22 protein-coding genes and 1 tRNA gene are annotated in these 25,383 nt (G+C 63.8%); 12 read left to right on the forward strand and 11 right to left on the reverse strand.

Annotated features, from left to right (window positions below):
* Positions 1-31 precede the first annotated feature (31 nt).
* The 3 genes from Q8R75_RS18245 to Q8R75_RS18255 form a co-directional block, all read right to left on the reverse strand.
* A complete protein-coding gene (locus Q8R75_RS18245) occupies positions 32-2,617 on the reverse strand; it encodes a PAS domain-containing hybrid sensor histidine kinase/response regulator (protein WP_305611804.1) in 2,586 nt (861 codons plus the stop codon).
* An 89-nt stretch (positions 2,618-2,706) separates the two neighbouring features.
* A complete protein-coding gene (gene dapB / locus Q8R75_RS18250) occupies positions 2,707-3,504 on the reverse strand; it encodes a 4-hydroxy-tetrahydrodipicolinate reductase (RefSeq protein WP_305611869.1) in 798 nt (265 codons plus the stop codon).
* A gap of 55 nt (positions 3,505-3,559) precedes the next feature.
* Positions 3,560-4,006 (reverse strand): outer membrane protein assembly factor BamE, encoded by a 447-nt coding sequence (locus Q8R75_RS18255; protein ID WP_305611805.1) that lies wholly within the window; start codon positions 4,004-4,006, stop codon positions 3,560-3,562.
* A 115-nt stretch (positions 4,007-4,121) separates the two neighbouring features.
* Between Q8R75_RS18255 and fur the strand changes: the two genes are divergently transcribed.
* Complete coding sequence (gene fur / locus Q8R75_RS18260; RefSeq protein WP_305611806.1) at positions 4,122-4,586, forward strand: ferric iron uptake transcriptional regulator; 465 nt, start codon at positions 4,122-4,124, stop codon at positions 4,584-4,586.
* Here the strand turns inward: fur and recN are convergent, their stop codons facing one another.
* Positions 4,587-6,254 carry a DNA repair protein RecN gene (recN, locus tag Q8R75_RS18265; protein ID WP_305611807.1) on the reverse strand — a complete coding sequence of 556 codons (1,668 nt, stop codon included), beginning with the start codon at positions 6,252-6,254 and terminating at the stop codon, positions 4,587-4,589.
* A 65-nt stretch (positions 6,255-6,319) separates the two neighbouring features.
* Positions 6,320-7,210, reverse strand: a complete 891-nt coding sequence (locus Q8R75_RS18270) for an NAD kinase (protein WP_305611808.1) — start codon at positions 7,208-7,210, stop codon at positions 6,320-6,322.
* Between the two features lie 146 nt (positions 7,211-7,356).
* On the opposite strand from Q8R75_RS18270, the gene hrcA reads away from it, so the two are divergent.
* Together hrcA and hemH are read left to right on the forward strand one after the other, a co-directional pair.
* Positions 7,357-8,376: a heat-inducible transcriptional repressor HrcA gene (hrcA, locus tag Q8R75_RS18275; protein ID WP_305611809.1), complete on the forward strand. Its 1,020-nt coding sequence runs from the start codon at positions 7,357-7,359 to the stop codon at positions 8,374-8,376.
* A 58-nt stretch (positions 8,377-8,434) separates the two neighbouring features.
* Positions 8,435-9,532 carry a ferrochelatase gene (gene hemH, locus Q8R75_RS18280; RefSeq protein ID WP_305611810.1) on the forward strand — a complete coding sequence of 366 codons (1,098 nt, stop codon included), beginning with the start codon at positions 8,435-8,437 and terminating at the stop codon, positions 9,530-9,532.
* Positions 9,533-9,604: 72 nt separating this feature from the next.
* Here hemH and Q8R75_RS18285 read toward each other — a convergent pair whose 3' ends face one another.
* The gene (locus tag Q8R75_RS18285) at positions 9,605-10,138 is read right to left on the reverse strand and encodes an AP2 domain-containing protein (protein ID WP_190295032.1); all 534 of its coding nucleotides are present in this window, start codon (positions 10,136-10,138) and stop codon (positions 9,605-9,607) included.
* A gap of 152 nt (positions 10,139-10,290) precedes the next feature.
* A complete protein-coding gene (locus tag Q8R75_RS18290) occupies positions 10,291-11,673 on the reverse strand; it encodes a serine/threonine-protein kinase (protein WP_305611811.1) in 1,383 nt (460 codons plus the stop codon).
* 216 nt (positions 11,674-11,889) lie between these two features.
* On the opposite strand from Q8R75_RS18290, the gene grpE reads away from it, so the two are divergent.
* From grpE to dnaJ, 3 genes are all read left to right on the forward strand, one after another.
* Entirely contained in the window at positions 11,890-12,423 is a 534-nt protein-coding gene (gene grpE / locus Q8R75_RS18295) for a nucleotide exchange factor GrpE (RefSeq protein ID WP_305611812.1), read from the forward strand.
* A gap of 93 nt (positions 12,424-12,516) precedes the next feature.
* Complete coding sequence (gene dnaK / locus Q8R75_RS18300) at positions 12,517-14,436, forward strand: molecular chaperone DnaK (RefSeq protein ID WP_305626305.1); 1,920 nt, start codon at positions 12,517-12,519, stop codon at positions 14,434-14,436.
* Positions 14,437-14,540: 104 nt separating this feature from the next.
* Positions 14,541-15,674 carry a molecular chaperone DnaJ gene (gene dnaJ, locus Q8R75_RS18305; protein ID WP_305611814.1) on the forward strand — a complete coding sequence of 378 codons (1,134 nt, stop codon included), beginning with the start codon at positions 14,541-14,543 and terminating at the stop codon, positions 15,672-15,674.
* Between the two features lie 82 nt (positions 15,675-15,756).
* Here dnaJ and Q8R75_RS18310 read toward each other — a convergent pair whose 3' ends face one another.
* The 3 genes from Q8R75_RS18310 to cysS all read right to left on the reverse strand — a co-directional run bounded on the left by Q8R75_RS18310 (position 15,757) and on the right by cysS (position 20,012).
* Positions 15,757-17,622: a phosphoenolpyruvate carboxykinase (GTP) gene (locus tag Q8R75_RS18310; protein WP_305611815.1), complete on the reverse strand. Its 1,866-nt coding sequence runs from the start codon at positions 17,620-17,622 to the stop codon at positions 15,757-15,759.
* Positions 17,623-17,882: 260 nt separating this feature from the next.
* Positions 17,883-18,611, reverse strand: coding sequence for a Crp/Fnr family transcriptional regulator (locus tag Q8R75_RS18315; RefSeq protein ID WP_305611816.1), 729 nt, complete (start codon positions 18,609-18,611; stop codon positions 17,883-17,885).
* A 21-nt stretch (positions 18,612-18,632) separates the two neighbouring features.
* Positions 18,633-20,012: a cysteine--tRNA ligase gene (cysS, locus tag Q8R75_RS18320; protein WP_305611817.1), complete on the reverse strand. Its 1,380-nt coding sequence runs from the start codon at positions 20,010-20,012 to the stop codon at positions 18,633-18,635.
* Between the two features lie 151 nt (positions 20,013-20,163).
* On the opposite strand from cysS, the gene Q8R75_RS18325 reads away from it, so the two are divergent.
* The 6 genes from Q8R75_RS18325 to Q8R75_RS18350 all read left to right on the forward strand — a co-directional run bounded on the left by Q8R75_RS18325 (position 20,164) and on the right by Q8R75_RS18350 (position 24,953).
* A complete protein-coding gene (locus Q8R75_RS18325) occupies positions 20,164-21,267 on the forward strand; it encodes a tetratricopeptide repeat protein (protein ID WP_305663820.1) in 1,104 nt (367 codons plus the stop codon).
* A 5-nt stretch (positions 21,268-21,272) separates the two neighbouring features.
* The gene (locus tag Q8R75_RS18330) at positions 21,273-22,493 is read left to right on the forward strand and encodes a L,D-transpeptidase family protein (protein ID WP_305626302.1); all 1,221 of its coding nucleotides are present in this window, start codon (positions 21,273-21,275) and stop codon (positions 22,491-22,493) included.
* 89 nt (positions 22,494-22,582) lie between these two features.
* Positions 22,583-23,155 carry a peptidylprolyl isomerase gene (locus tag Q8R75_RS18335; RefSeq protein WP_305611821.1) on the forward strand — a complete coding sequence of 191 codons (573 nt, stop codon included), beginning with the start codon at positions 22,583-22,585 and terminating at the stop codon, positions 23,153-23,155.
* Positions 23,156-23,238: 83 nt separating this feature from the next.
* On the forward strand, positions 23,239-23,727 hold the full coding sequence (locus Q8R75_RS18340) for a peptidylprolyl isomerase (protein WP_305611822.1): 489 nt from the start codon (positions 23,239-23,241) through the stop codon (positions 23,725-23,727).
* Between the two features lie 20 nt (positions 23,728-23,747).
* On the forward strand, positions 23,748-24,503 hold the full coding sequence (locus Q8R75_RS18345; RefSeq protein ID WP_305611823.1) for a UDP-2,3-diacylglucosamine diphosphatase: 756 nt from the start codon (positions 23,748-23,750) through the stop codon (positions 24,501-24,503).
* Positions 24,504-24,515: 12 nt separating this feature from the next.
* Positions 24,516-24,953 (forward strand): hypothetical protein, encoded by a 438-nt coding sequence (locus Q8R75_RS18350; RefSeq protein WP_305611824.1) that lies wholly within the window; start codon positions 24,516-24,518, stop codon positions 24,951-24,953.
* A gap of 310 nt (positions 24,954-25,263) precedes the next feature.
* On the opposite strand, the gene Q8R75_RS18355 is transcribed toward Q8R75_RS18350, so the two are convergent.
* Positions 25,264-25,333 (reverse strand) — tRNA-Thr (locus tag Q8R75_RS18355).
* Between the last annotated feature and the right edge of the window lie 50 nt (positions 25,334-25,383).

Consider the following 25,383-nt stretch of genomic DNA (forward strand, 5'->3'; position numbering starts at 1 on the left):
ACGTGACGCACGAATCTAATGGGACCAGACCCTAGGCGGCGGGCGCCATCACCGCATCGCGCGCGTCGAGCAGCGCTTCGGACAGCCGGGCGAGTTGGACATCCACCCGCCCATGCTGGCTGACCAGAGCCGGCACGTCGCCTACGCGGGCGCTGTCCTCGAGCTTCGCTACGACGGCTTCTGCCCGCGCGGCGCCGAATACCGACAGGGAGCCCCGCAGGCGGTGACAGATGCGGGCGACGCCGGCACCGTCCTTGAGCTGGATGCACACACTGAGGCCGCTGCGCAGTTCCGGCAGTTCGCCGAGGAACACATCGATCACGCGCAAGACCATCGCGCGGTCACCTTCAAGGGTTTCCAGCGTGTGTGAAATGTCGATCACGGGCGGTTCGGCCGGCTCCGCATCGAGCACCGCACCGTTGAAATCGGTACTGACCGGCGCGCCGTCGGGTTCGCAGCGCGACAGCACGCGCTCCAGCGTCGCCAGTAGTTCGTCCGCCTTGACCGGCTTGCTGATGTAGTCGTCCATGCCTTCTTCCAGGCACAGTTCGCGGTCACCCTTCATCGCATTGGCGGTCATCGCGATGATGGGCATATGCTGCACATTCTCGGTATCCACCACCCAGGACCGTCGCTGCTCGCGCGCACGGATGGCGCGCGTGGCTTCGATGCCACCCATGACCGGCATCTGCACGTCCATCAGCACGACCTCGAAGTGGTCACGTTCCAGAAGATCCAGCGCTTCCTGACCATTGGACGCAACCGTTACTACATATCCCGCGCGCTCAAGCGTACGCACGGCCACCAGCTGATTGACCGGATTGTCCTCGGCCAGCAGCACGCGCCGCTTGCGCGCATTGCCGATGCCTTCGTGCGCCAGCGAGCGCTCGATGTCGATATCCCCGATGGCAAATGCGAAGTCGTCCATGTCCGGCGCAGCGTCGTCCGGATGCGTGGCCAGTGCCTCGGCCAGCGCGCCGGCCAGCTCATTCGCCGAAAACGGCTTGTGCAGGCGCCCGCGCACACCGAGCGAACGGGCATGCGCGTTGTCGGCTGCCTGGTTGGAGCCGCTGAACATCATCACCACGCGGTTGAGCCGGTTCGGCCCCTCGCAGAAGGCAGAAATGAAATCGAAGGCGTCGGCATCCGGCAGGGTGCGGTCGACCAGCAGGATGTCAAAGGGGCGTCCTGATTCGTGGGCCTGCTTGAGTGCCTGGCGCGCTGCCTGCACCGAGCTGACCGCCAGCGCGGAAGCGCCCATGTCGCCCAGCATCGCCGCCACGACGCCGCGCGACGGCAGGTGGTCTTCGATCAGCAGCACGTGGCGCCCCGCAAAGCGACGGAAGTGCGCCGGCAACGTGGCCTGTTCGATCACCGTGCCGCGCAGCGTGAAATGAAAGGTCGAGCCCTGCCCGGGCACGCTGTCCAGCCACAAGCGGCCACCCATCAGGGACACGAGCCGGTTGCAGATGGCCAGGCCGAGGCCGGTGCCACCGAAGCGCCGCGTTGTTGACGTGTCGGCCTGCGCGAACGCTTCGAACACGACGGCCTGCTTTGCGGTGTCGATGCCGATCCCGGTGTCGCGCACCCAGACATGCAGTTCGACCTCGCTGCCGCTGCCGACCGGCGTGCCTGTTGTCTCGCAGCCGATCTCGATTTCACCGCGCGCAGTGAATTTGACGGCATTGCCTATCAGATTGACCAGAATCTGCCGCAGGCGCCCGGGGTCGCCCAGCATGCGCACCGGCAGATCGGGTGACAGGCGACAGTACAACTCCAGCCCCTTGTGTTGCGCGGCGATGGCCAGCCCGCGCGCAGCGTCGCCGACCACTTCCCCGACCGAATGCTCGACCTGTTCGATTGCGAGCTTTCCCGCTTCGATCTTCGAAAAGTCGAGGATGTCGTTGATGATGACCAGCAGCGCATCGGCCGATGTCTTGATGGCACGCACGTACTCGAGCTGTTCGCTGTCGAGCGTGGTGTCGAGCATCAGTTCGGACATGCCCATGATGCCGTTCATCGGGGTACGGATTTCGTGGCTCATGTTGGCCAGGAAGTCGCTTTTGGCCCGGCTGGCCGCCTCCGCCTTTTCCTTGGCCAGCAGCAGTTCGATTTCGGCCTGCCGGCGCGCATCAAGCTGGCCGAGATGACCCGATACCCGGATAACGCGGCCGCGTTCGTCGCGCTCGGTTGAACCGGCTTCCAGCCTGACCCAGACCGTACGGCCATCGGCATGCCGGACCCGGCAGTCCAGCGAGGCGTCGTCCGCCATGCTCGCCAACCTGTCTTCAAGCCACTGGTCGAAGGCGGTGGTTTCGTCTGCATGCACGATGTCGCGCCATACCGGAAGGGAGTCCGGCAGATCGGTCGGGCCGTAACCCAGTGCCGCCTTGAACTCCGCCGACACCTCGAAGCGCGAACTCGAAGGTGCCCACTGCCAGCGGTGGCGCGATGCATCGGTCGTGTCGCCCGCTTCGAGTAATTGATCGATGCGCTGCAGCGACTCGGCCAGCGCCGCCGCGGACGGCCCGCTGGCAAGCCATTGCGCGATTTCGCCCTCATTGATCGACGGCAGGCCGAGGTGCTGCAGCAACAGGGAGGACAGTGCTGGATGCATGGAATCCGGGACAGGTAGGACCTGTTGAATTAACGGCCGTACAACGTCGGGCTGAAGAACCGGGGCGCGCGCGGCTCCATACCCGCCACTCAGCGCAGACCCAGCACGTCCTGCATGTCGTACAGACCGCAATCCTGGCTGTTCAGCCAGCGCGCGGCGCGCAGGCTGCCCAGCGCATAGGGCATGCGGCTGGCCGACTTGTGGGTGATTTCGATGCGCTCGCCGAGGCCGGCGAACAACACGGTGTGGTCACCGACGATGTCGCCTCCGCGTATCGTGGAAAAACCGATGGTCGTGTCCTGCCGCTCGCCGGTATGCCCCTCGCGGCCATAGATGGCGCAGTCGGCCAGTGAGCGACCGAGCGCGTCGGCCACCACTTCGCCCATGCGCAGCGCGGTACCGGACGGCGCGTCGACCTTCATGCGGTGATGCGCCTCGATCACTTCCACGTCGTAGCCGCTGTTCAGGATGCGCGCCGCGACGTCGAGCAGCCGGAACACGGCATTCACGCCGACCGCCATGTTCGGCGCGAACACGATGGCGATGTCGCGCGAAGCCTCGACCAGCCGGGCGCGCTGCGCATCGGTGAAGCCGGTCGTACCTATGATCATCTTCACGTTGTGGCGCAGACATGCGTCAAGGTGAGCCAGCGTGGCTTCCGGACGGGTGAAATCGATCAGGAAGTCGGTACCGGCCAGGGCGGCATCTACATCGCTGCTGATCGGCACACCGGCCGGGCGGCCGAGAAAGGCGGCCGCGTCTTCGCCGATGGCTGGCGCATCAGGGCGGTCAAGGGCAGCGACCAGCCGGGCGCCTTCATCGCGCGAAGTCGCTTCGATCAGCATGCGGCCCATGCGGCCGGACGCCCCGGCGATCGCTATGCGCATCGGTGACATGGAATCCTTTCAAACGTGAAATGTGCCGCGAGGATCCTGCGTCGCATCACTTCGGCGCGACAACCTCGCCCAGATCGATCGTGCGGGTACGCGGCACCTCGGGCTGGTTCAGCTCGGCTTCTTCCGCCCCAACCACGTCGCCACCAAGGCTGACCAGCTTGTCATCCTCGAAAAAGACAATGAGGCGGCGCTGCTGGGTATCTTGCGGCTTGTTGCCCGGCTTGAAGTAGTACAGGTAGTCCCAGCGGTCCGGATGGAATACGTCGGCCAGCATCGGCGACCCCAGCACGAAACGCACCTGGTCGCGCGACATGCCTGGCTTGAGCTGGAAAGCCATTTCCTGCGTCACCAGGTTGCCCTGGCGGATATCGATGCGGAACGGATTCAGACGATTGGTCACGTCGAGCGCCGAAGGCACATTGGAGCATCCCGCGAGCAGCGGAATCAGGGCCGCAAGGGCGTAGCGGACAACTACCACGGGGGCGAAGGACATCGCTGGACGGGACTCGGTTAGGGCTTCTGGCAAATCTGCCCGCTCGCGGCGCGACGCCGGACGGGAGACGAAAGTCTATATTATAGCGACCTTGATATCGCCGTCAGCCTTGCCCATGAGCGCAAACTCGCACAACCTGAAGAACATCGGCCTTAAGGCCACCCTGCCGCGATTGAAAATCCTCGAGCTGTTCCAGCGCGCGGATGTGCGCCACATGAGCGCGGAAGACGTCTACAAGGCGCTGCTGCAGGAAGACATGGACATCGGTCTGGCCACTGTCTATCGGGTGCTCACCCAGTTCGAGCATGCCGGTCTGCTGGAACGCCACTTCTTCGAATCCGGCAAGGCGATGTTCGAACTGAACGAAGGGCACCACCACGATCACCTCGTCTGCATCCAGTGCGGCAAGGTGGAAGAGTTCTACGACGCGGAAATCGAGCGCCGCCAGATCAAGGTCGCCAAGGACCACGGCTTCGCGATGCATGACCACGCCCTGACGATTTTCGCCAATTGCACGACCGAAGCCTGCCCGAACAAGAAGAAGCCGCAGCGCGACCCGGGCCGATCCGAGCCGGGTTGATCAGCCCGCCGGGCGCTCGCCCAGCATTTCCTTCGCATGCGCGCGCGTCGTGTCGGTGATGACTTCACCGCCCAGCATGCGCGCGATTTCCTCGATCCGCGCCGCCGCATCAAGCGCACTCACCGTACTGACCGTCTGACCCGCCTGACTGCGCTTGGCGATAGACCACTGCCAGTCGGCGCGGGCCGCGACCTGGGGCAGATGAGTGACACACAGCACCTGACGCGCCTTGCCCAGCCGCGCCAGTTGGCGCCCCACCACCTCGGCCACCCGGCCACCGATGCCGACATCCACTTCGTCGAATACCAGCGTCGGCGTTCCGCTGCGTGCGCTGGCGATCACCTGGATCGCCAGTCCGATGCGCGACAATTCACCACCCGACGCGACTTTTGCCAGCGGTGCCAGCGGCTGCCCCGGATTGGCAGAAACACGGAACTCGATTTCTTCCAGTCCGGTGGCGGACGGTTCTGCGAGAGGCTGCAGGGCGACTTCGAAGCGGCCACCCTGCATCGCCAGTTCAGCCATGGCCGCAGTCACTTCGGTCGACAGGCGCGCAGCCACCGGCTTGCGCGCACTGGACAGATGCGTCGCCGCATGCAGACAGGCGGTGCGCGCTTCATCGCGCGCCTGCTCGAGCCGCGCCGGATCGGCGTCGGCGGCCAGTCTGTCGAGCTGCAGCTGGCTGTCGGCCAGAAGCGCCGGCAGGTCGTCCGGCTCGCAGCGGTACTTGCGCGCCGCGCCGAGCACGGCGGCGATACGATCATCGGCACGCGCCAGCGCGGCCGGGTCCGCATCGAGTCGATGTGCGTAGGCGCGCAGCGCGCGTGCGGCTTCACCGACCTGGGCCGACGCCGAATCAATCAGGCTGCAGCATTCGCCCAACGCAGCATCGAAACCCTGCAATCGGCCGAGCACGGCAGCGATGTGGGCGAGCTGCGCGTCGAGCGCCACCTCACCATCCTCCAGCAACGCGAGCGCCTCGGCGCTGCCTTCGAGCAGCTGCGTGACATGTGCGAGCCGACTGTGCTCCTGCTGCAGCGCTGCCCAGGCAGCGGGCTCGAAAGCCAGCGTGGTGAGCTCCTCGACCCGCCACTGCACGCGTTCGCGCTCGCGCAGGGCGGCATCACTGTCCTGCACGGCGCGCAGCAGCGCCTGCTCGCGGGCCTGCCATTCCCGATAAAGCTTCGTGACCTCCGTGACCTCAGCCTGCAGGCCGGCATGCTGGTCGAACAGCTCGCGCTGCGCCGATTCGCGCATCAGGGCCTGGTGCGCGTGCTGGCCGTGGACGTCGACCAGCAGCCCGCCCAGCTCGCGCAGTTGTGCAATGCCGGCCGGCACGCCGCCTATCCATGCGCGCGAGCGGCTGCCGCTGTCGATCACCCGCCGCACGATGACCCGGTCGCCGTCGCATTCGAAATCCTGCGCAACCAGCCAGTCGCGCGCCGGACTGTCCGGCGCCAGCACGAATTCGGCCGACAGCTCCGCGCGCTCCCGCCCGAGTCGTACGACCGGCGCGTCCGCACGCGCGCCGAGCAGCAGCCCGAGCGCATCGACGAGGATCGACTTGCCGGCCCCGGTTTCACCAGTCAGCGCGCCGAAGCCGGCCGAAAAGTCGAGTTCGAGCTGGTCGACGAGGATGAAATCGCGGATGAAAAGGCGTTCGAGCATGCAGCGCAGTGAGGATTCGGTTCAGTGGTGAATCGGTGATGTAAATCGGGCGGAACGGGAAAAATTCAGGCCTCCTTCGGCGCCTCGCTCCAGCGGAGCTTTTCACGCAGCATGGCAAAGTAGCTGTAGCCGGGAGGATGCATCAGGGTCACGCAATAGGGCGAGCGCTCGATGCGCAGGCAGTCGCCACCCTGCAGATTGAAATGTTCCTGACCGTCGAAATGGGCACGCGCGTCATGCCGCAGAAACAGCCGGACATCGAGTACCGAACTGTCGCTCAACGCAATCGGCCGCGACGACAATGCATGCGGACACAGCGGAACGATGAGCATGCTTCCGAGCGACGGATGCACGATGGGCCCGTTGGCCGACAACGAATACGCAGTCGAGCCGGTCGGCGTGGAAATGATCAGCCCGTCGGAGCGCTGGCTGTATACGAATTCGTCGTCCACCCGGACTTCGAATTCGATCATGCGGCCCAGGTCGCCCTTGGACAGTACGACATCATTCAGCGCAAGCGCCGAAAACATCGACTCGCCGTCACGCAGCACGCCCGCCTGCAGCAGCGCACGGCGCTCTCGGGTGAATTGCCCGGCCATCAGGGCTTCCATCGCCGACAGCATGTTGGAACGGGCGACGTCGGTCAGAAAACCCAGCCGCCCCTGATTGACGCCAACCAGCGGCACGTCGTGCGGCGCCATCTTGCGGGCCGCGCTGATCAACGAACCATCGCCACCAATGACCACCGCCAGCGCGGCGCGACGGCCGATCCCGTCGAATGAAGCCGGCTCGAAATCATTGCCGGCCAAGGCGTCTGCCGAATCCTGCTCGATCAGCACCTCGCGGCCGGAATCGCGCAGCCAGTGCGCGAGCGTGCGCATCGATTCGCCCACTTCCGCGCTCTGGTACTTGCCAATCAGGGCGACGCAGCCGAACGACGGTGGGGTTTTATCCATCGCCGAATTAAACCACAAAGCCCGCGATCGACCGCGAAGCCGACCTCAGCTGGCCCCGGCCTGTGTCAATATCCGGGCGTGACGCCGTCGCACCCGCGGCGACGTTCTAGAATCTGAAGCCGGAAGCGTACCCAAACCGCGAAGTCATGCTCGAAGACCGCTCCAGACTGCTGCTCAAAACCCTGGTCGAACGCTACATCGCCGACGGTCAGCCGGTCGGCTCCCGCACGCTTTCAAAGTATTCGGGGCTGGATCTGTCGCCGGCCACGATACGCAACGTGATGTCGGATCTCGAAGAACTGGGTTTCATCACCAGCCCGCACACCTCGGCCGGACGCGTTCCGACGCCACGCGGCTATCGGTTCTTCGTGGACAGCCTGCTGTCGGTTCAGCCATTGGAGCCCGGCCAGATCAGTGAACTGAAGGGCGAACTGCGCCCGGCGGACCCGCGCGTGCTGGTCGGTCAGGCCTCGCAACTGCTGTCGCAGTTGACCCACTTCGCGGGCATCGTGGTGGCACCGCGCCGCCAGCTGGTGCGCATCCGCCAGATCGAATTCCTCAGCCTGTCCGACAAACGCATCCTGCTCATCATCGTGACCGATCAGGGCGAGGTGCAGAACCGCATCCTGCTGACGGAGCGCAATTTCTCGCCGGCGGAGCTGGTCAGCGCGGCCAATTTCCTGAATCAGAACTATGTCGGTTTCGATTTCGAGGAGATCCGCGGCCGGCTGCAGGCGGAACTGAAAAAGCTGCACGGTGATCTGACGTCACTGATGGCGGCTGCGCTGCAGGCGGGCAACGAGGCCTTTTCCGGCGACAAGGGCCAATACGTCATTTCCGGCGAACGCAACCTGCTCGCGGTGGATGATCTGGCATCGAACATGTCCCGTCTGCGCGAGCTTTTTTCGCTGTTCGACCAGCGCACCCAGCTGGCCAGCCTGCTCGATCTGTCACAGCAGGCGGAAGGTGTGCAGCTGTTCATCGGCGGCGAATCCGGCCTGGCACCGCTGGATGAATGCAGCGTGGTCACCGCGCCCTACGAAATTCAGGGTCAGGTGGTCGGCAGCGTCGGCGTGATCGGCCCGACCCGCATGGCGTACGAGCGCGTCATTCCGATTGTCGATGTCACCGCCAAGCTGCTTTCGAGCGCGCTCAGCCAGACCTGACCCGAACCACCCGAACCGGGCGCGCCATGAATGTGCGCGCCGTAACCCCAACGAGCCCATGTCACGATTCAACGCCGAACCGTCCTACACCCATGGCCAGCCCGCACGCACCGGCGTGTTGCTGGTGAACCTCGGCACGCCAGACAAGCCGGACGCCCCTTCGCTGAGACGCTACCTGAAGCAGTTCCTGTCGGACGACCGGGTGGTCGAGATTCCGAAGGCCGTGTGGTGGTTCATCCTGAACGTCATCATCCTGAATGTGCGGCCGAAACAGTCGGCAGAGAAGTACGCCTCGGTGTGGACCGATGAAGGTTCGCCGCTGCGCGTGCATACCGAACGCCAGGCGAAGCTGCTGCGCGGCTGGATGATTGCCGAAGGTCAGCCCGACATCGAATTGCGATTTGCCATGCGCTACGGCAGTCCGGCCATCGGCGACGTACTGCAGCAGATGAAGATGGACGGCTGCACGCGCATCCTGATGCTTCCGATGTATCCGCAGGCGGCGTCGAGCACGACCGGATCGATGATCGACGAACTGGCGCATACGCTGCTGCGCTGGCGCAATCTGCCGGAGCTGCGCTATCTGCGTGCCTTCGCGGCGGACGCTGGTTACATCGGCGCACTCGCTGCCAGCGTGCGCGAACACTGGGCGAAGAACGGCCGTGCGGACAAGCTGGTCATGTCCTTCCACGGTGTGCCGCACTTCCATCTGGAACAGGGCGACCCCTACCATTGCGAATGTCACAAGACCGGGCGCTTGCTGGCCGAGGCGCTCGGACTGGCAAAGGATCAGTATCTGGTCACCTTCCAGTCGCGCTTCGGCAAGGCGCGCTGGCTCGAGCCCTATACCCAGCCGACGCTTGAAAAACTCGCCGCGGAAGGCCTGCAGAGCGTGGACGTCATCTGCCCGGGATTCGTCGCCGACTGCCTCGAAACGCTGGAGGAGATCGCGGTGGAAAACCGCGAAGCCTTCATCGGCAAGGGTGGCAAGACCTTCCAGTACATTGCCTGCCTGAACGAGCGCGCCGACTGGATCGACGCACTGGGCCGCATCGTGCGACGCGAACTGGGTCACTGGTGGGACGAGGCGAGCCCGCTCGCCGATCAGCTGGCCCTGCAGGCCGAACGCGCGAAGGCTTTCGGTTCGCCGAAGTAGCAGCGTGATGCCAGGGCTTGCCACAAACAAAAAGGCGACCGGAGGGTCGCCTTTTTCAATGCCGACCGGCGGTCACGCAGCGCGTGCTTCGGCCACCGGCGTTTCATCGTTCTTGGCCCGACGCGGGCGGCCGCGGCGCGATGCACCCGGATCGAACTGCCCGTCGAGCTTCTTCAGTGCGTCCTTGCGCGCCTTCAGTGCCATCTTGAACGCGCCTTCCTCGCCGTACTTGTTGACCGAGAATTTCACCCGCTTGCGCCGGCCCGACGGCAGTGGCCAGGAAGCCACCCAGAACCAACGCTGCTTCTCTTCCGGCATGTCGCGCGTTTCCGACGCACAGTAGCGACATACCCCGACGACGCCGGAGCGGTTGTTCTTCTTGACGATGCTCGAATACTCGCGCAGTGAAAACGGCGGAAACTTTGCAATGATGTCGTCCCGGAACTGCTTGGCGGCAGTGAACGCCTTCTGCTTGCCGCCGAACACGCCATCGCTGAAGTGCTTGCGGTGTATCACGCCGCGTCGCTGGATGGTCACCAGCCAGCCGTGCGTCCGGCTGGCTTCGTTATCCACGCGGCTGATGCCATAAACTGAATTGCGGCTCAAGGTCGGTCTCCTTCCGATCAGCACCCAGTTGGCCGGGTGCCTGTGAGGAGAGTTTCGGCCTGCAGGATCGAAACTTTAGCGGCCTGAGCGGCTGCGTTTCACGATGAAACAGACGGTTCGTGACGTGGGTCCGGACCGGGAATCGGCATCGTTCAACGACGGAGCGGCGGATCGGGTGCCAGTTCGAGATCAAGCCCGACGCCAGCGACGCAGAAACCTGACTCCGTGGGCAGCATGACTTCTTCGCCCTGGGCAGCGAGCGCCGCGTTGGCGCGGATCAAGCGCTGCACGACGGTGCCGATCAGCTGGCCGCGGAAATGTTCGAGACATTCCTCGGACGCGAGCGTCAGCGCCGACGGATTGATTTCCAGGAAGGTGATCTGGGTGGTGGCGATCACCGTGGCCGACCGGCTGACGTGCTTCGGATCCAGATAGCCCATCTCGCCCACCACGTCACCGGTGCCCAGTTCGGCCAGCAGGCGACCGCCTACGCTGACCTGAGCCTGTCCCGACACGATGAGGCCGAACCGGTTGTCGGTGTCGCCCTCGCGCATCATCACGGCGTTCTCGGCAAACTGGCGCCAGCCGGAAAAGCGGAGCACCTCCCACACCTCGACATCGTCGAATTCGGTGAAGAAGGCCATCTTGCGCAGGATGGTGAAACGGGTGGTGTCCGGCGGCCTGTAGCTGTCGTCAAGCAGTTTGAAGCGCACCGACGACAGGTCCTTCGCGAACTCGGCGCCGTTCTTGTAGCGCGAGTACAGATCCTTCTCGAGCGCCTTGCGGATCACCCGGTCCATCCCTTCGGGCACTTCCGGATTCAGCTGCGACGCGGACGGCGGATCGGCATTGATGATCTTGTAGATGAGCTGGGCTGGATGCTTGGCGCGAAAGGGCAGCCGTCCGGTCAGCAGGTGGAACAGCACCACGCCGAGCGAATACAGATCGGTTTTCTGGTTCAGCGGATAGCCCTTGACCTGTTCCGGGCTCATGTAGGCCGGCGAGCCCACGCCCATGATGAAGGTCGAATCCTTGTCGTTTTCCTTCGCGACATTCAGCGCCAGCCCGAAATCGGTCACCTTCACGAGGTCGTTGGCGCCGATCAGGATGTTGGCCGGCTTGATGTCGCGGTGCACGACGCCCTGCTTGAACGCGTAGTCGAGCGCCATGCAGCACTTGAACACGATGCTGACGGCGCGTGGCAGCGGCAGCATCTTGTTGAATTCGCAGTAGTGATCGAGTGCTTCGCCCTCGATGTACTCCATCACGAGATAGGCGCGCCCCTCTTCCACCTGGGCGTCGAAGATGCGGATGATGTTCGGGTGATTGAGTTTGGCAGCGATCGCCGCTTCGGTCAGGAACAGCTTGCGCATGCGGCGCGACCATTTGCCCTGATCACGGTTCTTGTCGCCGAAATCGACCAGCTTCACGGCGACCAGCTCTTCGATGTCATCGGCCTTGCATAGGTAAACGGTGGCGGTTGCGCCCTTGCCTATTTCCCGGAGAACCCTGTATTTGCCGATGCGATCAAGCATGCTTGCAGTGCGATGGAGGCGTCATGAACAGCCGCAATGATAGGGCATCGGCCGTAAACGAACAAAAGCACTTCCCGTGGCTGGCCCGAACCTGTCCCCGGTCTGCGACTTGATGCAACAGACGCCAGGGCAAAAACCATACGGGTCGGCAGGGCTTGAAATCGGCTGGCAACGGCCCCAAGTGCATCGGGTCCGAAAGCCAGAGGAAATCGCTGTATGACCGATCAGACCCCGCAAGACCTGTCGAACGAGTTGCCGGCCGATGCCGCCGCGACCGCCGACACGCAGACCCCCGTTGCCGATCAGGCGCTTGCCGCTGCCGAACTCAAGGTGGCCGAGCTGCAGGACGCCCTCCTGCGCGCCAAGGCCGAAACCGAAAACATGCGTCGCCGCGCGGCCGAGGATGTACTGAAGGCCGGAAAGTTCGGGGCCGAGAAGTTCGCCAACGCCATGGTGCCGGTGAAGGACAGCCTCGAAGCCGCGCTCGCCGACCATTCGTCCGACGTGGCCACGCTGCGCGCCGGAGTCGAACTGACGCTCAAGCAGCTGCACCAGGCATTCAGCGGCGCCGGCATCGAGGAAACCGATCCGCTGGGCGAAAAGTTCGATCCGCACCGTCATCAGGCAATCAGCCAGATCGAAGCGCCGGGCGAACCGAACCATGTGGTTCAGGTGCTGCAGAAAGGGTATCTGCTGCACGAACGCGTGCTGCGCCCCGCCCTCGTGATCGTTTCCAGGGCGGCCAGCTGAATGACCCCTTGAAATGAGGGCGAATGCGCCCACATCTGACGCCAAGCGGTCATTTCGCTCCCGACACACACTTATATATAGAGGACCCCGAACATGGGAAAAATCATCGGCATCGATCTGGGCACCACCAATAGCTGCGTGTCCGTCATGGAAGGCGGCAAGCCCAAGGTGATCGAGAATTCGGAAGGCGCACGCACCACGCCGTCCATCGTGGCCTACACCGAAGATGGCGAAATCCTGGTCGGCGCCTCGGCCAAGCGTCAGGCGGTCACCAATGCCGCGAACACGCTGTTCGCGGTCAAACGCCTGATTGGTCGCCGCTTCGAAGAAAAGGAAGTGCAGAAGGACATCGCGCTGATGCCCTACAAGATTTCCAAGGCCGACAACGGCGACGCCTGGGTGGAAGTGCGCGGCAAGAAGATTGCACCGCCGCAGGTGTCGGCCGAAGTGCTGCGCAAGATGAAGAAGACCGCTGAGGACTACCTCGGCGAAGAAGTGACCGAAGCCGTCATCACTGTGCCGGCGTATTTCAACGACAGCCAGCGCCAAGCGACGAAGGACGCGGGACGCATCGCCGGTCTGGACGTCAAGCGCATCATCAACGAGCCGACTGCAGCAGCGCTCGCCTTCGGCATGGACAAGAAGCCGGGTGATTCGAAGATCGCCGTGTATGACCTCGGCGGCGGCACGTTCGACGTGTCCATCATCGAAATCGCCGACGTCGATGGCGAACACCAGTTCGAAGTGCTGGCCACCAATGGCGACACTTTCCTCGGCGGCGAAGACTTCGACCAGCGCATCATCGATTATGTGATCGACGAGTTCAGGAAGGATCAGGGCGTCGACCTGAAGAAGGACATCCTCGCGCTGCAGCGCCTGAAGGAAGCGGCCGAAAAAGCCAAGATCGAACTGTCGTCGGGTGCGCAGACCGAAATCAACCTGCCCTACATCACCGCCGATTCGAACGGCCCGAAGCATCTGGCGATCAAGATCACGCGTGCCAAGTTCGAGTCGCTGGTGGAAGAGCTGATCGAACGTTCGATCGAGCCCTGCCGCATCGCGATCAAGGATTCGGGCGTCAAGGTGAGCGACATCGACGACGTGATTCTGGTCGGTGGCATGACCCGTATGCCCAAGGTGCAAGAGCGGGTGAAGGAATTCTTCGGCCGCGAGCCGCGCAAGGACGTGAATCCGGACGAAGCCGTCGCAGTCGGTGCTTCGATCCAGGGTGGCGTGCTGCAGGGCGACGTGAAGGACGTGCTGCTGCTTGACGTGACCCCGCTTTCGCTGGGCATCGAAACGCTGGGCGGCGTCATGACCAAGATGATCCAGAAGAACACGACGGTGCCGACCAAGTTCTCGCAGACCTTCTCGACCGCCGACGACAACCAGCCGGCGGTGACCATCAAGGTCTATCAGGGCGAGCGTGAAATGGCGACCGGCAACAAGTCGCTCGGCGAGTTCAATCTGGAAGGCATCGCGCCGGCACCGCGCGGGCTGCCGCAGATCGAGGTGACCTTCGACATCGACGCCAACGGCATCCTTCACGTCGGCGCAAAGGACAAGGCGACCGGCAAGGAAAACAAGATCACCATCAAGGCGAATTCCGGCCTGTCGGAAGACGAAATCCAGAAGATGGTGAAGGACGCCGAGCTGCACGCCGAAGATGACCGCCGGGCGCGCGAACTGGCCGACACCCGCAACCAGGCCGACGCGCTCGTGCATTCGACGCGCAAGGCGCTGACCGAGCACGGCGACAAGGTGGATGCCGGCGAAAAGGAAGCGATCGAAGCGGCCATCAAGGAGACCGAGGACGCCATCCGTTCCGGTGACAAGGAAGCGATCGAGGCCAAGAGCGCCGCATTGTCGACCGCAGCGCAGAAGCTGGGCGAAGCGATGTACGCGCAGCAGCAGGCAGCTTCCGGTGAAGCTGGCGCCGCACCGGGCGGCTCGGGCAAGGACGACGGTGACGTGGTCGATGCCGAGTACACCGAAGTGAACGACAAGAAGTAAGCTGCGCGACTTCCGGTTGCCAATGGCGACCTGACCGCCGGGGCACAGAGAGGCAGGGTCGCACCCTGCTCCTCTGTGCCTCGGCGTATCTGTGGTGACAACGAATGGCAAAACGCGATTTTTACGACATTCTCGGCGTCAATCGGGACGCATCCGACGACGAGATCAAGAAGTCCTACCGCAAGCTGGCGATGAAGTACCACCCGGACCGCAATCCGGACAGCAAGGAAGCGGAAGACAAGTTCAAGGAAGCCAAGGAAGCCTACGAAATCCTGTCGGACGGGCAGAAGCGCGCCGCCTATGACCAGTACGGCCACGCCGGCGTCGACCCCAATATGGGTGGCGGCGGTGGTGCAGGCCCCGGTTTCGGTGATGCCTTCGGCGACATTTTCGGGGAAATCTTCGGCAACGCCGCCGGACGCGGCCGGGCCGGCGGCGGGCGCAGCGGCATCTATCGCGGCGCCGACCTGCGCTACAACCTGGAAATCACACTCGAAGAAGCGGCTCGCGGCACCGATACGCGCATCCGCATTCCGACCATGGACGAGTGCGGTACCTGCGATGGCAGCGGTGCGAAGCCGGGCACCAAGCCGGTCACCTGCACGACCTGCAATGGCGCGGGGCAAGTGCGCATGCAGCAGGGCTTCTTCTCGATCCAGCAGACCTGCCCGAAATGCCATGGCACCGGCAAGATGGTGAAGGACCCGTGCGGCACCTGCCATGGCGCAGGCCGCGTGAAGTCGAGCAAGACGCTGCAGGTGAAGATTCCTTCCGGCATCGACGAAGGCGACCGCATCCGGCTGGCCGGCGAAGGCGAACATGGTCAGGGCGGCGGCCCGGCCGGCGACCTGTATGTGCAGATCCACATCAAGCCGCACAGCGTATTCCAGCGCGAGGGCGACGACCTGCACTGCGAAATGCCGATCGGCTTCGCCACCGCGGCATTGGGCGGCGAAATCGAGATTCCGACGCTGGAGGGCGCAGCCAAGATCAAGATTCCGTCGGAAACCCAGTCCGGCAAGGTGTTCCGCCTGCGCGGCAAGGGCATCAAGGGTGTGCGCAGCAGCACCCCCGGTGACCTGATGTGCCACGTGGTGGTCGAAACGCCGGTCAACCTGACCGCGCGCCAGAAGGAACTGCTGAAGGAATTCGACGACATCAACCTGAGCGACGAAGCGAGCCACAGCCCGCGTGCCAAGTCGTGGATGGACAAGATGAAGAACTTCTTCGCCAGCTGAACCCCGGCGCTGCCGTTTCGGCAGACCGGAAATGAAAACGCCCGCATCAAGCGGGCGTTTTCATTCAGCGGTGCGACTTTGATCAGGTCACCAGCTTCTTCTCGATTCTGTCCTTGACCGCCGACAGGGCCGGCGGCAGCCGGTTCTGCAGGCGCGAGAACAGCTCGTTATGCAGTTCGATCTCGAGTTGCCAGGCCGCATGGTCGATCGACGTGATGCGCTCGAACAGTTCGCGGCTGAAATCGACCCCGGCCCAGCTCAGGTCGTCATAACGCGGCGTGGTGCCGAACAGGTGTTCGATGCCGTTCGCCTGGCCAGCCACGCGGTCGAGCATCCACTTCAGCACACGCATGTTCTCGCCAAAGCCCGGCCACACGAACTTGCCGTTCTCGTCGGTACGGAACCAGTTCACGCAGAAAATATGCGGCAGCCTCTGGCCGCTGGCTTCGATGCTCTGACCGAGCTTGAGCCAGTGGCTGAAGTAGTCGCTCATGTTGTAGCCGCAGAACGGCAACATGGCGAACGGGTCTCGCCGCACCACGCCTTGCTGGCCAGCCGCCGCAGCGGTCGTTTCCGATCCCATCGTGGCGGCCATGTAGACGCCCTCGACCCAGTTGCGTGCCTCGGTCACCAGCGGCACCGTGGTGGAACGGCGGCCACCGAAGATGAAGGCCGAAATCGGCACGCCCGCCGGATTGTCCCAGGCCGGATCGATGACCGGATTCTGCGTCGCCGCGACGGTGAAACGCGCATTCGGGTGCGCCGCCTTGGCACCGGTTTCCTTCGCGATGGCGGGCGTCCAGTCACGACCCTGCCAGTCGATCAGGTGTGCCGGCGGCTCCTTGGTCATGCCTTCCCACCACACGTCGCCGTCATCGGTCAGCGCGACATTGGTGAAGATGGTGTCCGACGCCAGGGACGCCATGCAGTTCGCATTGGTGTTGTGGTTGGTGCCCGGCGCCACGCCGAAATAGCCGGCTTCCGGATTGATCGCGTACAAACGGCCGTCCTTGCCCGGCTTGATCCAGGCAATGTCGTCGCCGATGGTGGTGACCTTCCAGCCCTCGAAACCCTTGGGCGGAATCAGCATCGCGAAATTGGTCTTGCCGCAGGCGGACGGAAAAGCGGCCGCGACATAGTGCTTCTCACCCTGCGGGTTTTCCACGCCGAGGATGAGCATATGTTCGGCCAGCCAGCCCTGGTCGCGGCCCATGGTCGATGCGATGCGCAACGCAAAACACTTCTTGCCGAGCAGTGCATTGCCGCCGTAACCCGAGCCGAAGCTCCAGATTTCTCGCGTTTCCGGGTAATGAACGATGTATTTGGTGGCATTGCACGGCCACGGCACATCCTTCTCACCCGCCGTCAGAGGCTTGCCGACCGTGTGCACGCAGGGCACGAAGTCGCCGTCGCTGCCCAGCACGTCGTACACCGCCTTGCCCATGCGGGTCATGATGCGCATGTTGACCGCCACATACGGCGAATCCGACAGTTCGATGCCGATCTGTGAAATGTGCGAACCAAGCGGGCCCATCGAGAACGGCACGACATACATCGTGCGCCCGCGCATGCAGCCGCGGAACAGGCCGGTGAGCGTTTCGCGCATCTGCGCCGGCGCCATCCAGTTGTTGGTCGGGCCGGCATCTTCCTCACGCGCCGAGCAGATGTAGGTGCGGTCTTCGACGCGCGCAACGTCGGACGGGTCGGACAGTGCGAGATAGGAATTCGGGCGCTTGACCGGATCAAGGCGCTTCATCGTGCCCGACGCGACCATGTCGGCGCACAGACGATCATATTCTTCTTCCGAACCGTCGCACCAGAAGATGGCATCGGGTTGGGTGAGCGCCGCCACTTCGGCGACCCATGTGACCAGCTTGCGGCTCTTGACCCATGCCGGAACGGGTATTTCGCCGGAGCGGATCTGCTCGGGCGACAAGACGACTTTCATGCGACGCTCTCCATAAACCACACTGGGCGGGACGCGGCCGCTGCCACGTGCCGTCCGGTTCAACCGTTTGAACGAAACCCGCATCAGGCCGGGTAGGCCCATGCATCGGACAGGTACTGACGCAGACGGGGTAGCCGGCGCCTTCCTTTCGGAGGTCGCACTTTATAGATAACGGCGTCTTATGTCTGCTATAAGAATCACGAATGATGCGATTCTTCATGCGCCTGATGGTGCGCAGCAGCGAGGCGAAGCGGCGTGGATCAGTACTCGGCGGGTGGCGCGACCAGCGCCTTCAGTCCCGCCCGATCGATCAACCAGTGATAGCGGCTGTCAGGCGCATCGGACAGCAGATTGCTGCGGCGCAGGATGCCGAGCGCGCGGCTTGCCGACTCCGGCGCCGCCCCAAGTATGGCGCCGATGTCTTCCAGACTCAGACGGATCGCCCGACCCGGTTCGACGTCATCGACAAGCCGGAGCAGCAGGCGCGCGACACGGGTTTTCACATCGGCGTGACCGGCCGTCAGTTCGGCCAGCCAGGCGTCGGCTTCAGCCAGCGCGGCATGCCAGTGTTCGAGCAGCGGTTTCTGCAGACGCGGCGTATCGCGGTTCAGCCGCTCGACCAGCACACGCGGAATGCGGCAAAGCGAGACCGGTGAAAGTGTAATCGAGGTGTGGTCATAGGCCGGACTGACCAGTGCCTCGAGACCGAATACGTCACCGCGACCCAGAATGCGCAGAATGCGCTGGGTGCCGTCGGCCCCGTAGCGCACCAGCTTGACGGCCCCGCTGCGCACCGTGAACAGCCATTCTCCGTGCGCACCGGCGTGATAGATGACTGCGCCGGACGGATAGTCGAAGTCGTCGATCTGATCGTGCAGAAGCGCAAAATCGGACTCGACCAGATCGGCAAACAATGCGCTGCGCCGCACGCCGCATTTCTGGCAGTCGCTGTGCCCGTGCCAGGCCGACTTGATCGTGATCGCGCGCACCCTGCCCCCGGTGAAAGTCCGCTAAACCCGCCGCCAGGTGGTGCCGGCGGCAGAATCTTCCAGTATGACGCCCTGTTGCTTCAATTCGTCCCGTACGCGGTCGGCGGTCGCGAAATCGCGCGCCTTCTTGGCCGCGATGCGCTGTTCGATGAGTGCATCGATCTGCGCATCGTCCAGTCCGCCAGCCTGCGCACGTCCTTGGAGGAATTCTTCGGCAGATCGTTCCAGCAGGCCGAGTACGCCGGCCAGCGCACGCAGTTCGCCCGAAACGGCCGGATCGCCACTGCGGTTGGCTTCATTCGACAACTCGAACAGCACCGCCATCGCCTCCGGCGTATTGAAATCGTCGTCCATCGCATTGCGCAGACGCTGCCCTGCCGGCGTTGTCCAGTCCGGACGGACATCGCCCGGCGGCACGTTCTTCAGCGTTGTATACAGGCGGCTCAGTGCGCCGCGGGCGTCGTCGAGGTGGGCGTCGGAGTAATTGAGCGGGCTGCGGTAATGCGCGCGCAGGATGAAGAAGCGCACCACTTCCGGGTCGTACTGCTTCAGTACTTCGCGGATGGTGAAGAAATTGCCCAGCGACTTCGACATCTTTTCGTCGTCGACGCGTACGAAACCGTTGTGCATCCAGTAATTGACGAAGGTGTGACCGTGCGCCCCCTCGCTCTGGGCAATTTCGTTCTCGTGGTGCGGAAACTGCAGGTCTGCACCGCCTCCGTGGATGTCGAAGTGATCGCCCAGCAGCTGGGAACTCATGGCGGAGCATTCGATGTGCCAGCCCGGCCGGCCGTCGCCCCACGGCGAAGACCATTTCGCATCGGCGGGTTCCGCCGGCTTGGCGTGCTTCCACAGCACGAAGTCGAGCGGGTCCTGCTTGCCGTCGATCACATCCACGCGTTCGCCGGCGCGCAATTCGTCGAGCGACTTGCCGGACAGCTTTCCGTAGCCATCGAACTTTCGGACGCTGTAATTCACGTCGCCGCTCGCCGCGCGGTACGCCAGCCCCTTTTCCTGCAGCCGCTCGATCAGCGACTGCATCTGCGGCACGAACTCCGTGGCACGCGGCTCGTGATCGGGGCGCAGCACGCCGAGCGCATCGGCGTCCTCGTGCATCGCCGCGATGAAGCGGTCGGTCAGCGCGCGCATCGATTCGCCGTTTTCGGCCGCGCGCTTGATGATCTTGTCGTCGATGTCGGTGATGTTGCGGACATAGGTCACCGCATAGTCCGACGCGCGCAGCCAGCGCGCCACCATGTCGAACACCACCATCACCCGGGCATGACCCAGATGGCAGAAGTCATAAACGGTCATGCCGCACACGTACATGCGCACGCGACCCGGCTCGATCGGATGGAATGCCTGCTTTTCGCGGCCTATCGTGTTGTAGATCTTGAGCATTGGTGAGGGCCAAACGGAGGGTGCTTGCGGTACGCGCCGACCCGGCAGGCAGGTCGGTTCGGCATTCAGGCGTAACAACAGGACGTCGGCACGCCTTCTTGATAAGATTCGGGTCTGTCAAACGACTGTTTCACGCCAAAAAGTCTAACACATGGCCTCCACGACACGTTTTCGTCTGCCGCTCCTCTCGCCGCTTGTCTCGCGCCTCGCAGCCGCCCTGATCATGCTCGGCGTATCGCTCCAGCCGGCCTTCGCCAACAGCGTGCAGGAAGCCGAAAAGCTGCTGCGACAAAAGCAGCCGCAGCAGGCACTGGAACAGATCGACCTGTTTCTTGCAAAAGTGCCGCGCGATCCGCAGGGCCGTTTTTTCAAGGGACTGATCCTGACCGAACTGGGTCGCGTGCCGGAGGCGACTTCGGTATTCCAGAAACTGACCGAGGACTACCCTGAACTGCCGGAGCCCTATAACAATCTGGCCGTGCTCTACGCCCAGCAGAAGCAGTTCGACAAGGCCAAGACAGCGCTCGAAATGGCCATCCGCACCCACCCGAGTTATGCGGTGGCGCACGAGAATCTGGGCGACATCTACGCCCGCATGGCCACACAGGCATACGACCGGGCATTGCAGCTCGATTCGTCGAACATCGGTGCGCAGAGCAAACTGAACCTGATCCGCGAAATGGTCGGCAACACCCCGCGCAGTGGCAGCAAACCGACGACAACCGGCACGCTGGCGGCCACGCCGCCGGCGACGACTGTCGCAGCAGTCACGCCGCCGGTCGTTGTCCCGCCCAAGCCGCCGGAGCCCGCCAAGGCTGCACCACCCGTCGCGACTGCAACGCCCGCTCCGGCAGTCACGCCGCCCGCTGCGCCTGCGGCTCCGGTGACGCCGGCCGCCGACGCCGCCAGCCTGCCGGTGGCCGACATCGTACGAGCGGTCGAGCGCTGGGCAGCCGCCTGGGCGCGCAAGGACGTGAACGCCTACCTCGCGCAGTACGACAGCACTTTCGAAGTCCCCGGCAAGAAATCCCGCAAGGCGTGGGAGGCAGAACGCCGGGCACGCATCGACAAACCGGGCGCGATCGAGGTACGGGTCGAGGAAGTAAAGGTCGCCCGTGACGGCGCCGCTCGCGTCAAAGCCACTTTCCGCCAGCATTACAAGGCCGTGGGCCTGAAAAGCTCCACCACCAAGACGCTCGTGCTGGTCAGCCGCGACGGTCGCTGGCTGATCCAGCGGGAGCGCGTCGGCGGATGACGGCGATGCGGTATTTCTCCGGGCGCGCCCTCGCGCGCGTCCTGCGCAACGCGCTGTGCCTGTCGTCGTTGATCGTCCCGCTTGCCATCGGCTCGGGTCAGTCAGGCGACGCCGTGCGCTATTCCGACAGCGGTCCGGAACCCATGCTCGAACAGGTATTCCGCCAGATCGAGCGCAACAAGCTCGGGCTTGCGCTCGAACAGGTCGATGCCCTGCTGCAGATATGGCCCAATTTCCGGCTTGGCCACCTGATTCGAGGTGACCTGCTGATGGCCCGATCGAGCGCGCTGACCACGATAGGCAACGCGCCGAATGCCCCGGAAGACCGGCTGGCCGACCTGCGCGACGAGGCGGTGGCGCGCATCCGCGCTTACCGCGACAAACCACCGGTCGACCGCGTGCCGCGCTATCTGCTGCAGCTGCAGGCATCGCAGCGCCATGCGGTGGTGGTCGACACCCGCCGCTCTAGGCTTTATCTGTACGAGAACGTCGATGGCCAGCCCCGCTTCGTTGCCGACTATTACGTGTCGCATGGCCGGCTGGGCATCGAAAAGATGCGCGAGGGCGACAAGAAGACGCCGCTCGGTGTCTATCAGGTCACCGGTTTCCTGCCGCCGGAACGGCTGACCGATTTCTATGGTGCCGGTGCGCTGCCGATCAATTACCCGAACGCGTGGGACCGCAAGCAGGGCCGCAAGGGCCACGGCATCTGGCTTCATGGCACGCCCTCCGACACCTTCTCGCGCCCGCCGCGTGCATCCGACGGTTGCGTCGTGCTGGCCAATTCCGATTTCCTTGCGCTGAACAACCACCTGCAGGGCGCGTCAGTGCCGGTCATCATCAGCGACTCGGTGGAATGGCTGACGCTGGACGACTGGCAGTCCGAACGCAGCGAATTCAACAAGGCGCACGAACTGTGGCGAACCGATTGGGAAAGCCGTGACGTCGAGCGCTTCCTTTCGCACTATTCGGCGCGGTTCAGCGCCGGCAAGAAGGATCTGGCGGCGTTTGCCGCACAGAAGCGCGCCGTGAACGCGGGCAAGAAATGGATCAAGGTCGGTGTGGACAAGTTGAGCACCTTCCGTAATCCCGGCCGTGAAGACCTGGTCGTCGTCACCTTCGAACAGGACTACCGCAGTGACAATCTGTCGAACCGGATGCTCAAGCAGCAGTACTGGCAAAAAGAAAACGGCCGCTGGCGCATCGTGTTCGAAGGCGAGGGCTGAACCCGGACGCCCTTCATGGGTCTGTCCGGCTGATCTGTCCGCTTGAATGCCCGCATCACCCCCCGATCACCCAACCCGGAGTCATCCTCATGAAGAAGTTTCTGCTTGCGCTGCTCGCCAGCCTTGTCCCGCTGGTCTCCATCGCTGCCAACCCGCAGGTCGAACTCAAGACCAGTCAGGGTCCGATACTGATCGAGCTTTTCCCGGAGGCCGCGCCGGCCACCGTTGCCAACTTCCTGCAGTACGCAAAATCCGGCTTCTACGACGGTCTGATCTTTCACCGCGTGATCAACGGTTTCATGATCCAGGGTGGCGGTTTTGACGCCCAGATGAATCAGAAGGCAGCCGGCGCTCCGATCCGCAATGAAGCCGAAAAGGCCATGAGCAAGGGTGTGCGCAACGCACCGGGCTATTTATCGATGGCGCGCACCAACGATCCGCATTCGGCCAGCGCCCAGTTCTTCATCAATCTGGTCGACAACCGCACGCTCGACTACCCGTCGCGCGACGGCTTCGGCTATGCCGCTTTCGCCAAGGTGATCAAGGGCATGGAAGTGGTCAACGGCATCGCGAACGTCCGCACAGGCGACAACGGCTCGCACCAGAACGTCCCGCTGACGCCGGTGGTCATCCAGTCCGTCCGCGTCGTCGAAGCACCCTGAACCCGGGCGCGTAGTTGCCACGACTCGCTCCCACCCGTCCCAACCCACGGCCGCCCCGCGCGGCCCCGCTTACGGAGATTCACATGGTCAAGCTGCACACCAACCACGGCGTCATCACGCTCGAACTCGACGCTGAAAAGGCACCGCAGACGGTCGCCAACTTCCTCGCCTATGTCGAGGCCGGTCATTACAACAACACCGTTTTCCACCGCGTGATCGGCAACTTCATGGTCCAGGGCGGCGGTTTCGAGCCCGGCATGAAGCAGAAGGACACCCTGGCGCCGATCAAGAACGAGTCGGCCAACGGTCTTTCGAACACGGTCGGCACCGTCGCCATGGCACGCACGTCGGACCCGCATTCGGCCAGCGCGCAGTTCTTCATCAATGTCGGCAACAACCTCTTTCTCGACAAGGATCAGGCACAGGACGGTTGGGGCTACTGTGTGTTCGGCCGGGTCAGTGACGGCATGGACGTGGTGGAAAAGATCAAGGCCGTGCGCACCGGTCGTTCGGGCTTCCACCAGGACGTGCCGGTCGAGGATGTGCTGATCGAACGCGCCGAAGTGGCCTGAGCGCTGAGGCGCGACGACGCATGGACCTCTTTGCTTCCGATCTCCACCTGTCGTCCGCCACGCCAGACCTCAACGCGGCCTTCCTGCATCTGCTCGGAGGCCGCGCGCGCGGCGCCCGGCGGCTGTTCCTGCTGGGCGACATTTTCGAGGTGTGGGTCGGCGACGAAGACGCTGATCTGCCCGAGCACCGCGCGATCATCGACGCGCTGCGCGCACTGAGCGACGCCGGCACCGACGTCCATGTGCTGCCGGGCAACCGCGACTTCCTGCTCGGCGCCGGATTCACCGCCGCCACCGGCGCCACGCTGCATGGCGACTGGCTGCTGTGCGACATCGCAGGTCGGCAGGCGCTGCTTATGCATGGCGACACGCTGTGCACCGACGACCTGCCGTATCAGCAGTTCCGCCGCATGGTGCGTCATGCCGATTGGCAAGCCGCCTTTCTCGCCCGCCCGCTCGCCGAGCGCCACGCGATTGCCGCAGACCTGCGCCAGCGCAGCCAGCAGGCCGTCGCCGGCAAGACCGAACAACTGATGGATGCCAACGGCGAGGCCATCGCCGCCGTGCTGCGCCACCATGAATGCACGCTGCTGATCCACGGCCACACGCACCGGCCGGCCCATCACGCGCTCAAGGTGGATGCCGTTGCCTGCGACCGCTGGGTGATCGCCGACTGGCGCGACCGCGCCTGCTGGCTGGAAGCCGACGACCACGATCTGCGCGCCTTTACGACGGCCGACGACGGCTGCATCGTGTCAGACCCGCGCCACGCCTGAAGGATGACCCCCATGAGCCTGCCCGACAACAAGGATGAACTTACGCTGCGCCTCGACGCCGATGGCCGCGTCGAATGCCGCCGTGGCACCGACACGGAAGCGCCCGCGATCCGGTTCGACCCTGCATTCTTCGGCCAACCCGAATCCGCCGACGCCCAACGCGCGCTCGGCCGTTTCGTGTTTTCGCTGCTGCAGGGCATGGCCCCGGCGACGAACGCCGAGGTCGGCCCTGTCGTCGACGGCCCGGCCGCGCTGTACGACGACTTCGTCACCCTGCAGAACCGGGCGATGAAGGAATACTCCGCCAGCCTGCTCGAAATGGCCGAAAAGTCCCTGCAGCAATCCGCCGCCGCCGGTTTCGGCCAGGCCATCGAAGCGATGAAGGACTGGCCGTCGGTCCGGACCGTCGCCGACATGCTGATCGCCCGCGGGCCCGAGCACCCGCGCTGAGCGGCTCCGCATTCATCCTGAGGTCTGGCCACGTGCCGGTTGCACACAGCACCGGGCTAGACGAAACGCTCCGTTGCAACACCCGCTTGCAACTGGCAACAGCCGCTCGGCCGTGAGTCGCGTAGTGTCGGGTTGTCGCGACTGCTCCCGGGCGGTCAGGCCCTCTCCTTCCGCAAGCCCGCCTAGTGCGGGCTTTTTTTTGCGGTCCGTCACGCGGGCCCGGGCGTTCAAGCATCGTCCCCAGCCGCTGGACAACGCTCCGAAAAGAAAAAGCCAGCTCGTGAGAGTTGGCTTTGACGACTGCATTTATTGGTGCCGCTTGTCGGAATCGAACTGACGACCTACCGCTTACAAGACGGCAAAATTTGGCATTTATCGGCATTACTCTACGAATACAAGAATCCACAATCTATTGTTTTTTTGAGTCATT

Source organism: Methyloversatilis sp. (assembly GCF_030696805.1).
In the GTDB taxonomy this organism is placed as follows: domain Bacteria; phylum Pseudomonadota; class Gammaproteobacteria; order Burkholderiales; family Rhodocyclaceae; genus Methyloversatilis.

Coding starts and splice junctions, on each gene's coding strand:
- Q8R75_RS18245 (WP_305611804.1), bottom strand. CDS start 2,617: ATGCATCCAGCACTGTCCTCCCTGTTGCTGCAGCACCTCGGCCTGCCG.
- dapB (WP_305611869.1), bottom strand. CDS start 3,504: ATGCGCATAGCGATCGCCGGGGCGTCCGGCCGCATGGGCCGCATGCTG.
- Q8R75_RS18255 (WP_305611805.1), bottom strand. CDS start 4,006: ATGTCCTTCGCCCCCGTGGTAGTTGTCCGCTACGCCCTTGCGGCCCTG.
- fur (WP_305611806.1), top strand. CDS start 4,122: ATGAGCGCAAACTCGCACAACCTGAAGAACATCGGCCTTAAGGCCACC.
- recN (WP_305611807.1), bottom strand. CDS start 6,254: ATGCTCGAACGCCTTTTCATCCGCGATTTCATCCTCGTCGACCAGCTC.
- Q8R75_RS18270 (WP_305611808.1), bottom strand. CDS start 7,210: ATGGATAAAACCCCACCGTCGTTCGGCTGCGTCGCCCTGATTGGCAAG.
- hrcA (WP_305611809.1), top strand. CDS start 7,357: ATGCTCGAAGACCGCTCCAGACTGCTGCTCAAAACCCTGGTCGAACGC.
- hemH (WP_305611810.1), top strand. CDS start 8,435: ATGTCACGATTCAACGCCGAACCGTCCTACACCCATGGCCAGCCCGCA.
- Q8R75_RS18290 (WP_305611811.1), bottom strand. CDS start 11,673: ATGCTTGATCGCATCGGCAAATACAGGGTTCTCCGGGAAATAGGCAAG.
- grpE (WP_305611812.1), top strand. CDS start 11,890: ATGACCGATCAGACCCCGCAAGACCTGTCGAACGAGTTGCCGGCCGAT.
- dnaK (WP_305626305.1), top strand. CDS start 12,517: ATGGGAAAAATCATCGGCATCGATCTGGGCACCACCAATAGCTGCGTG.
- dnaJ (WP_305611814.1), top strand. CDS start 14,541: ATGGCAAAACGCGATTTTTACGACATTCTCGGCGTCAATCGGGACGCA.
- Q8R75_RS18310 (WP_305611815.1), bottom strand. CDS start 17,622: ATGAAAGTCGTCTTGTCGCCCGAGCAGATCCGCTCCGGCGAAATACCC.
- cysS (WP_305611817.1), bottom strand. CDS start 20,012: ATGCTCAAGATCTACAACACGATAGGCCGCGAAAAGCAGGCATTCCAT.
- Q8R75_RS18325 (WP_305663820.1), top strand. CDS start 20,164: ATGGCCTCCACGACACGTTTTCGTCTGCCGCTCCTCTCGCCGCTTGTC.
- Q8R75_RS18330 (WP_305626302.1), top strand. CDS start 21,273: ATGCGGTATTTCTCCGGGCGCGCCCTCGCGCGCGTCCTGCGCAACGCG.
- Q8R75_RS18335 (WP_305611821.1), top strand. CDS start 22,583: ATGAAGAAGTTTCTGCTTGCGCTGCTCGCCAGCCTTGTCCCGCTGGTC.
- Q8R75_RS18340 (WP_305611822.1), top strand. CDS start 23,239: ATGGTCAAGCTGCACACCAACCACGGCGTCATCACGCTCGAACTCGAC.
- Q8R75_RS18345 (WP_305611823.1), top strand. CDS start 23,748: ATGGACCTCTTTGCTTCCGATCTCCACCTGTCGTCCGCCACGCCAGAC.
- Q8R75_RS18350 (WP_305611824.1), top strand. CDS start 24,516: ATGAGCCTGCCCGACAACAAGGATGAACTTACGCTGCGCCTCGACGCC.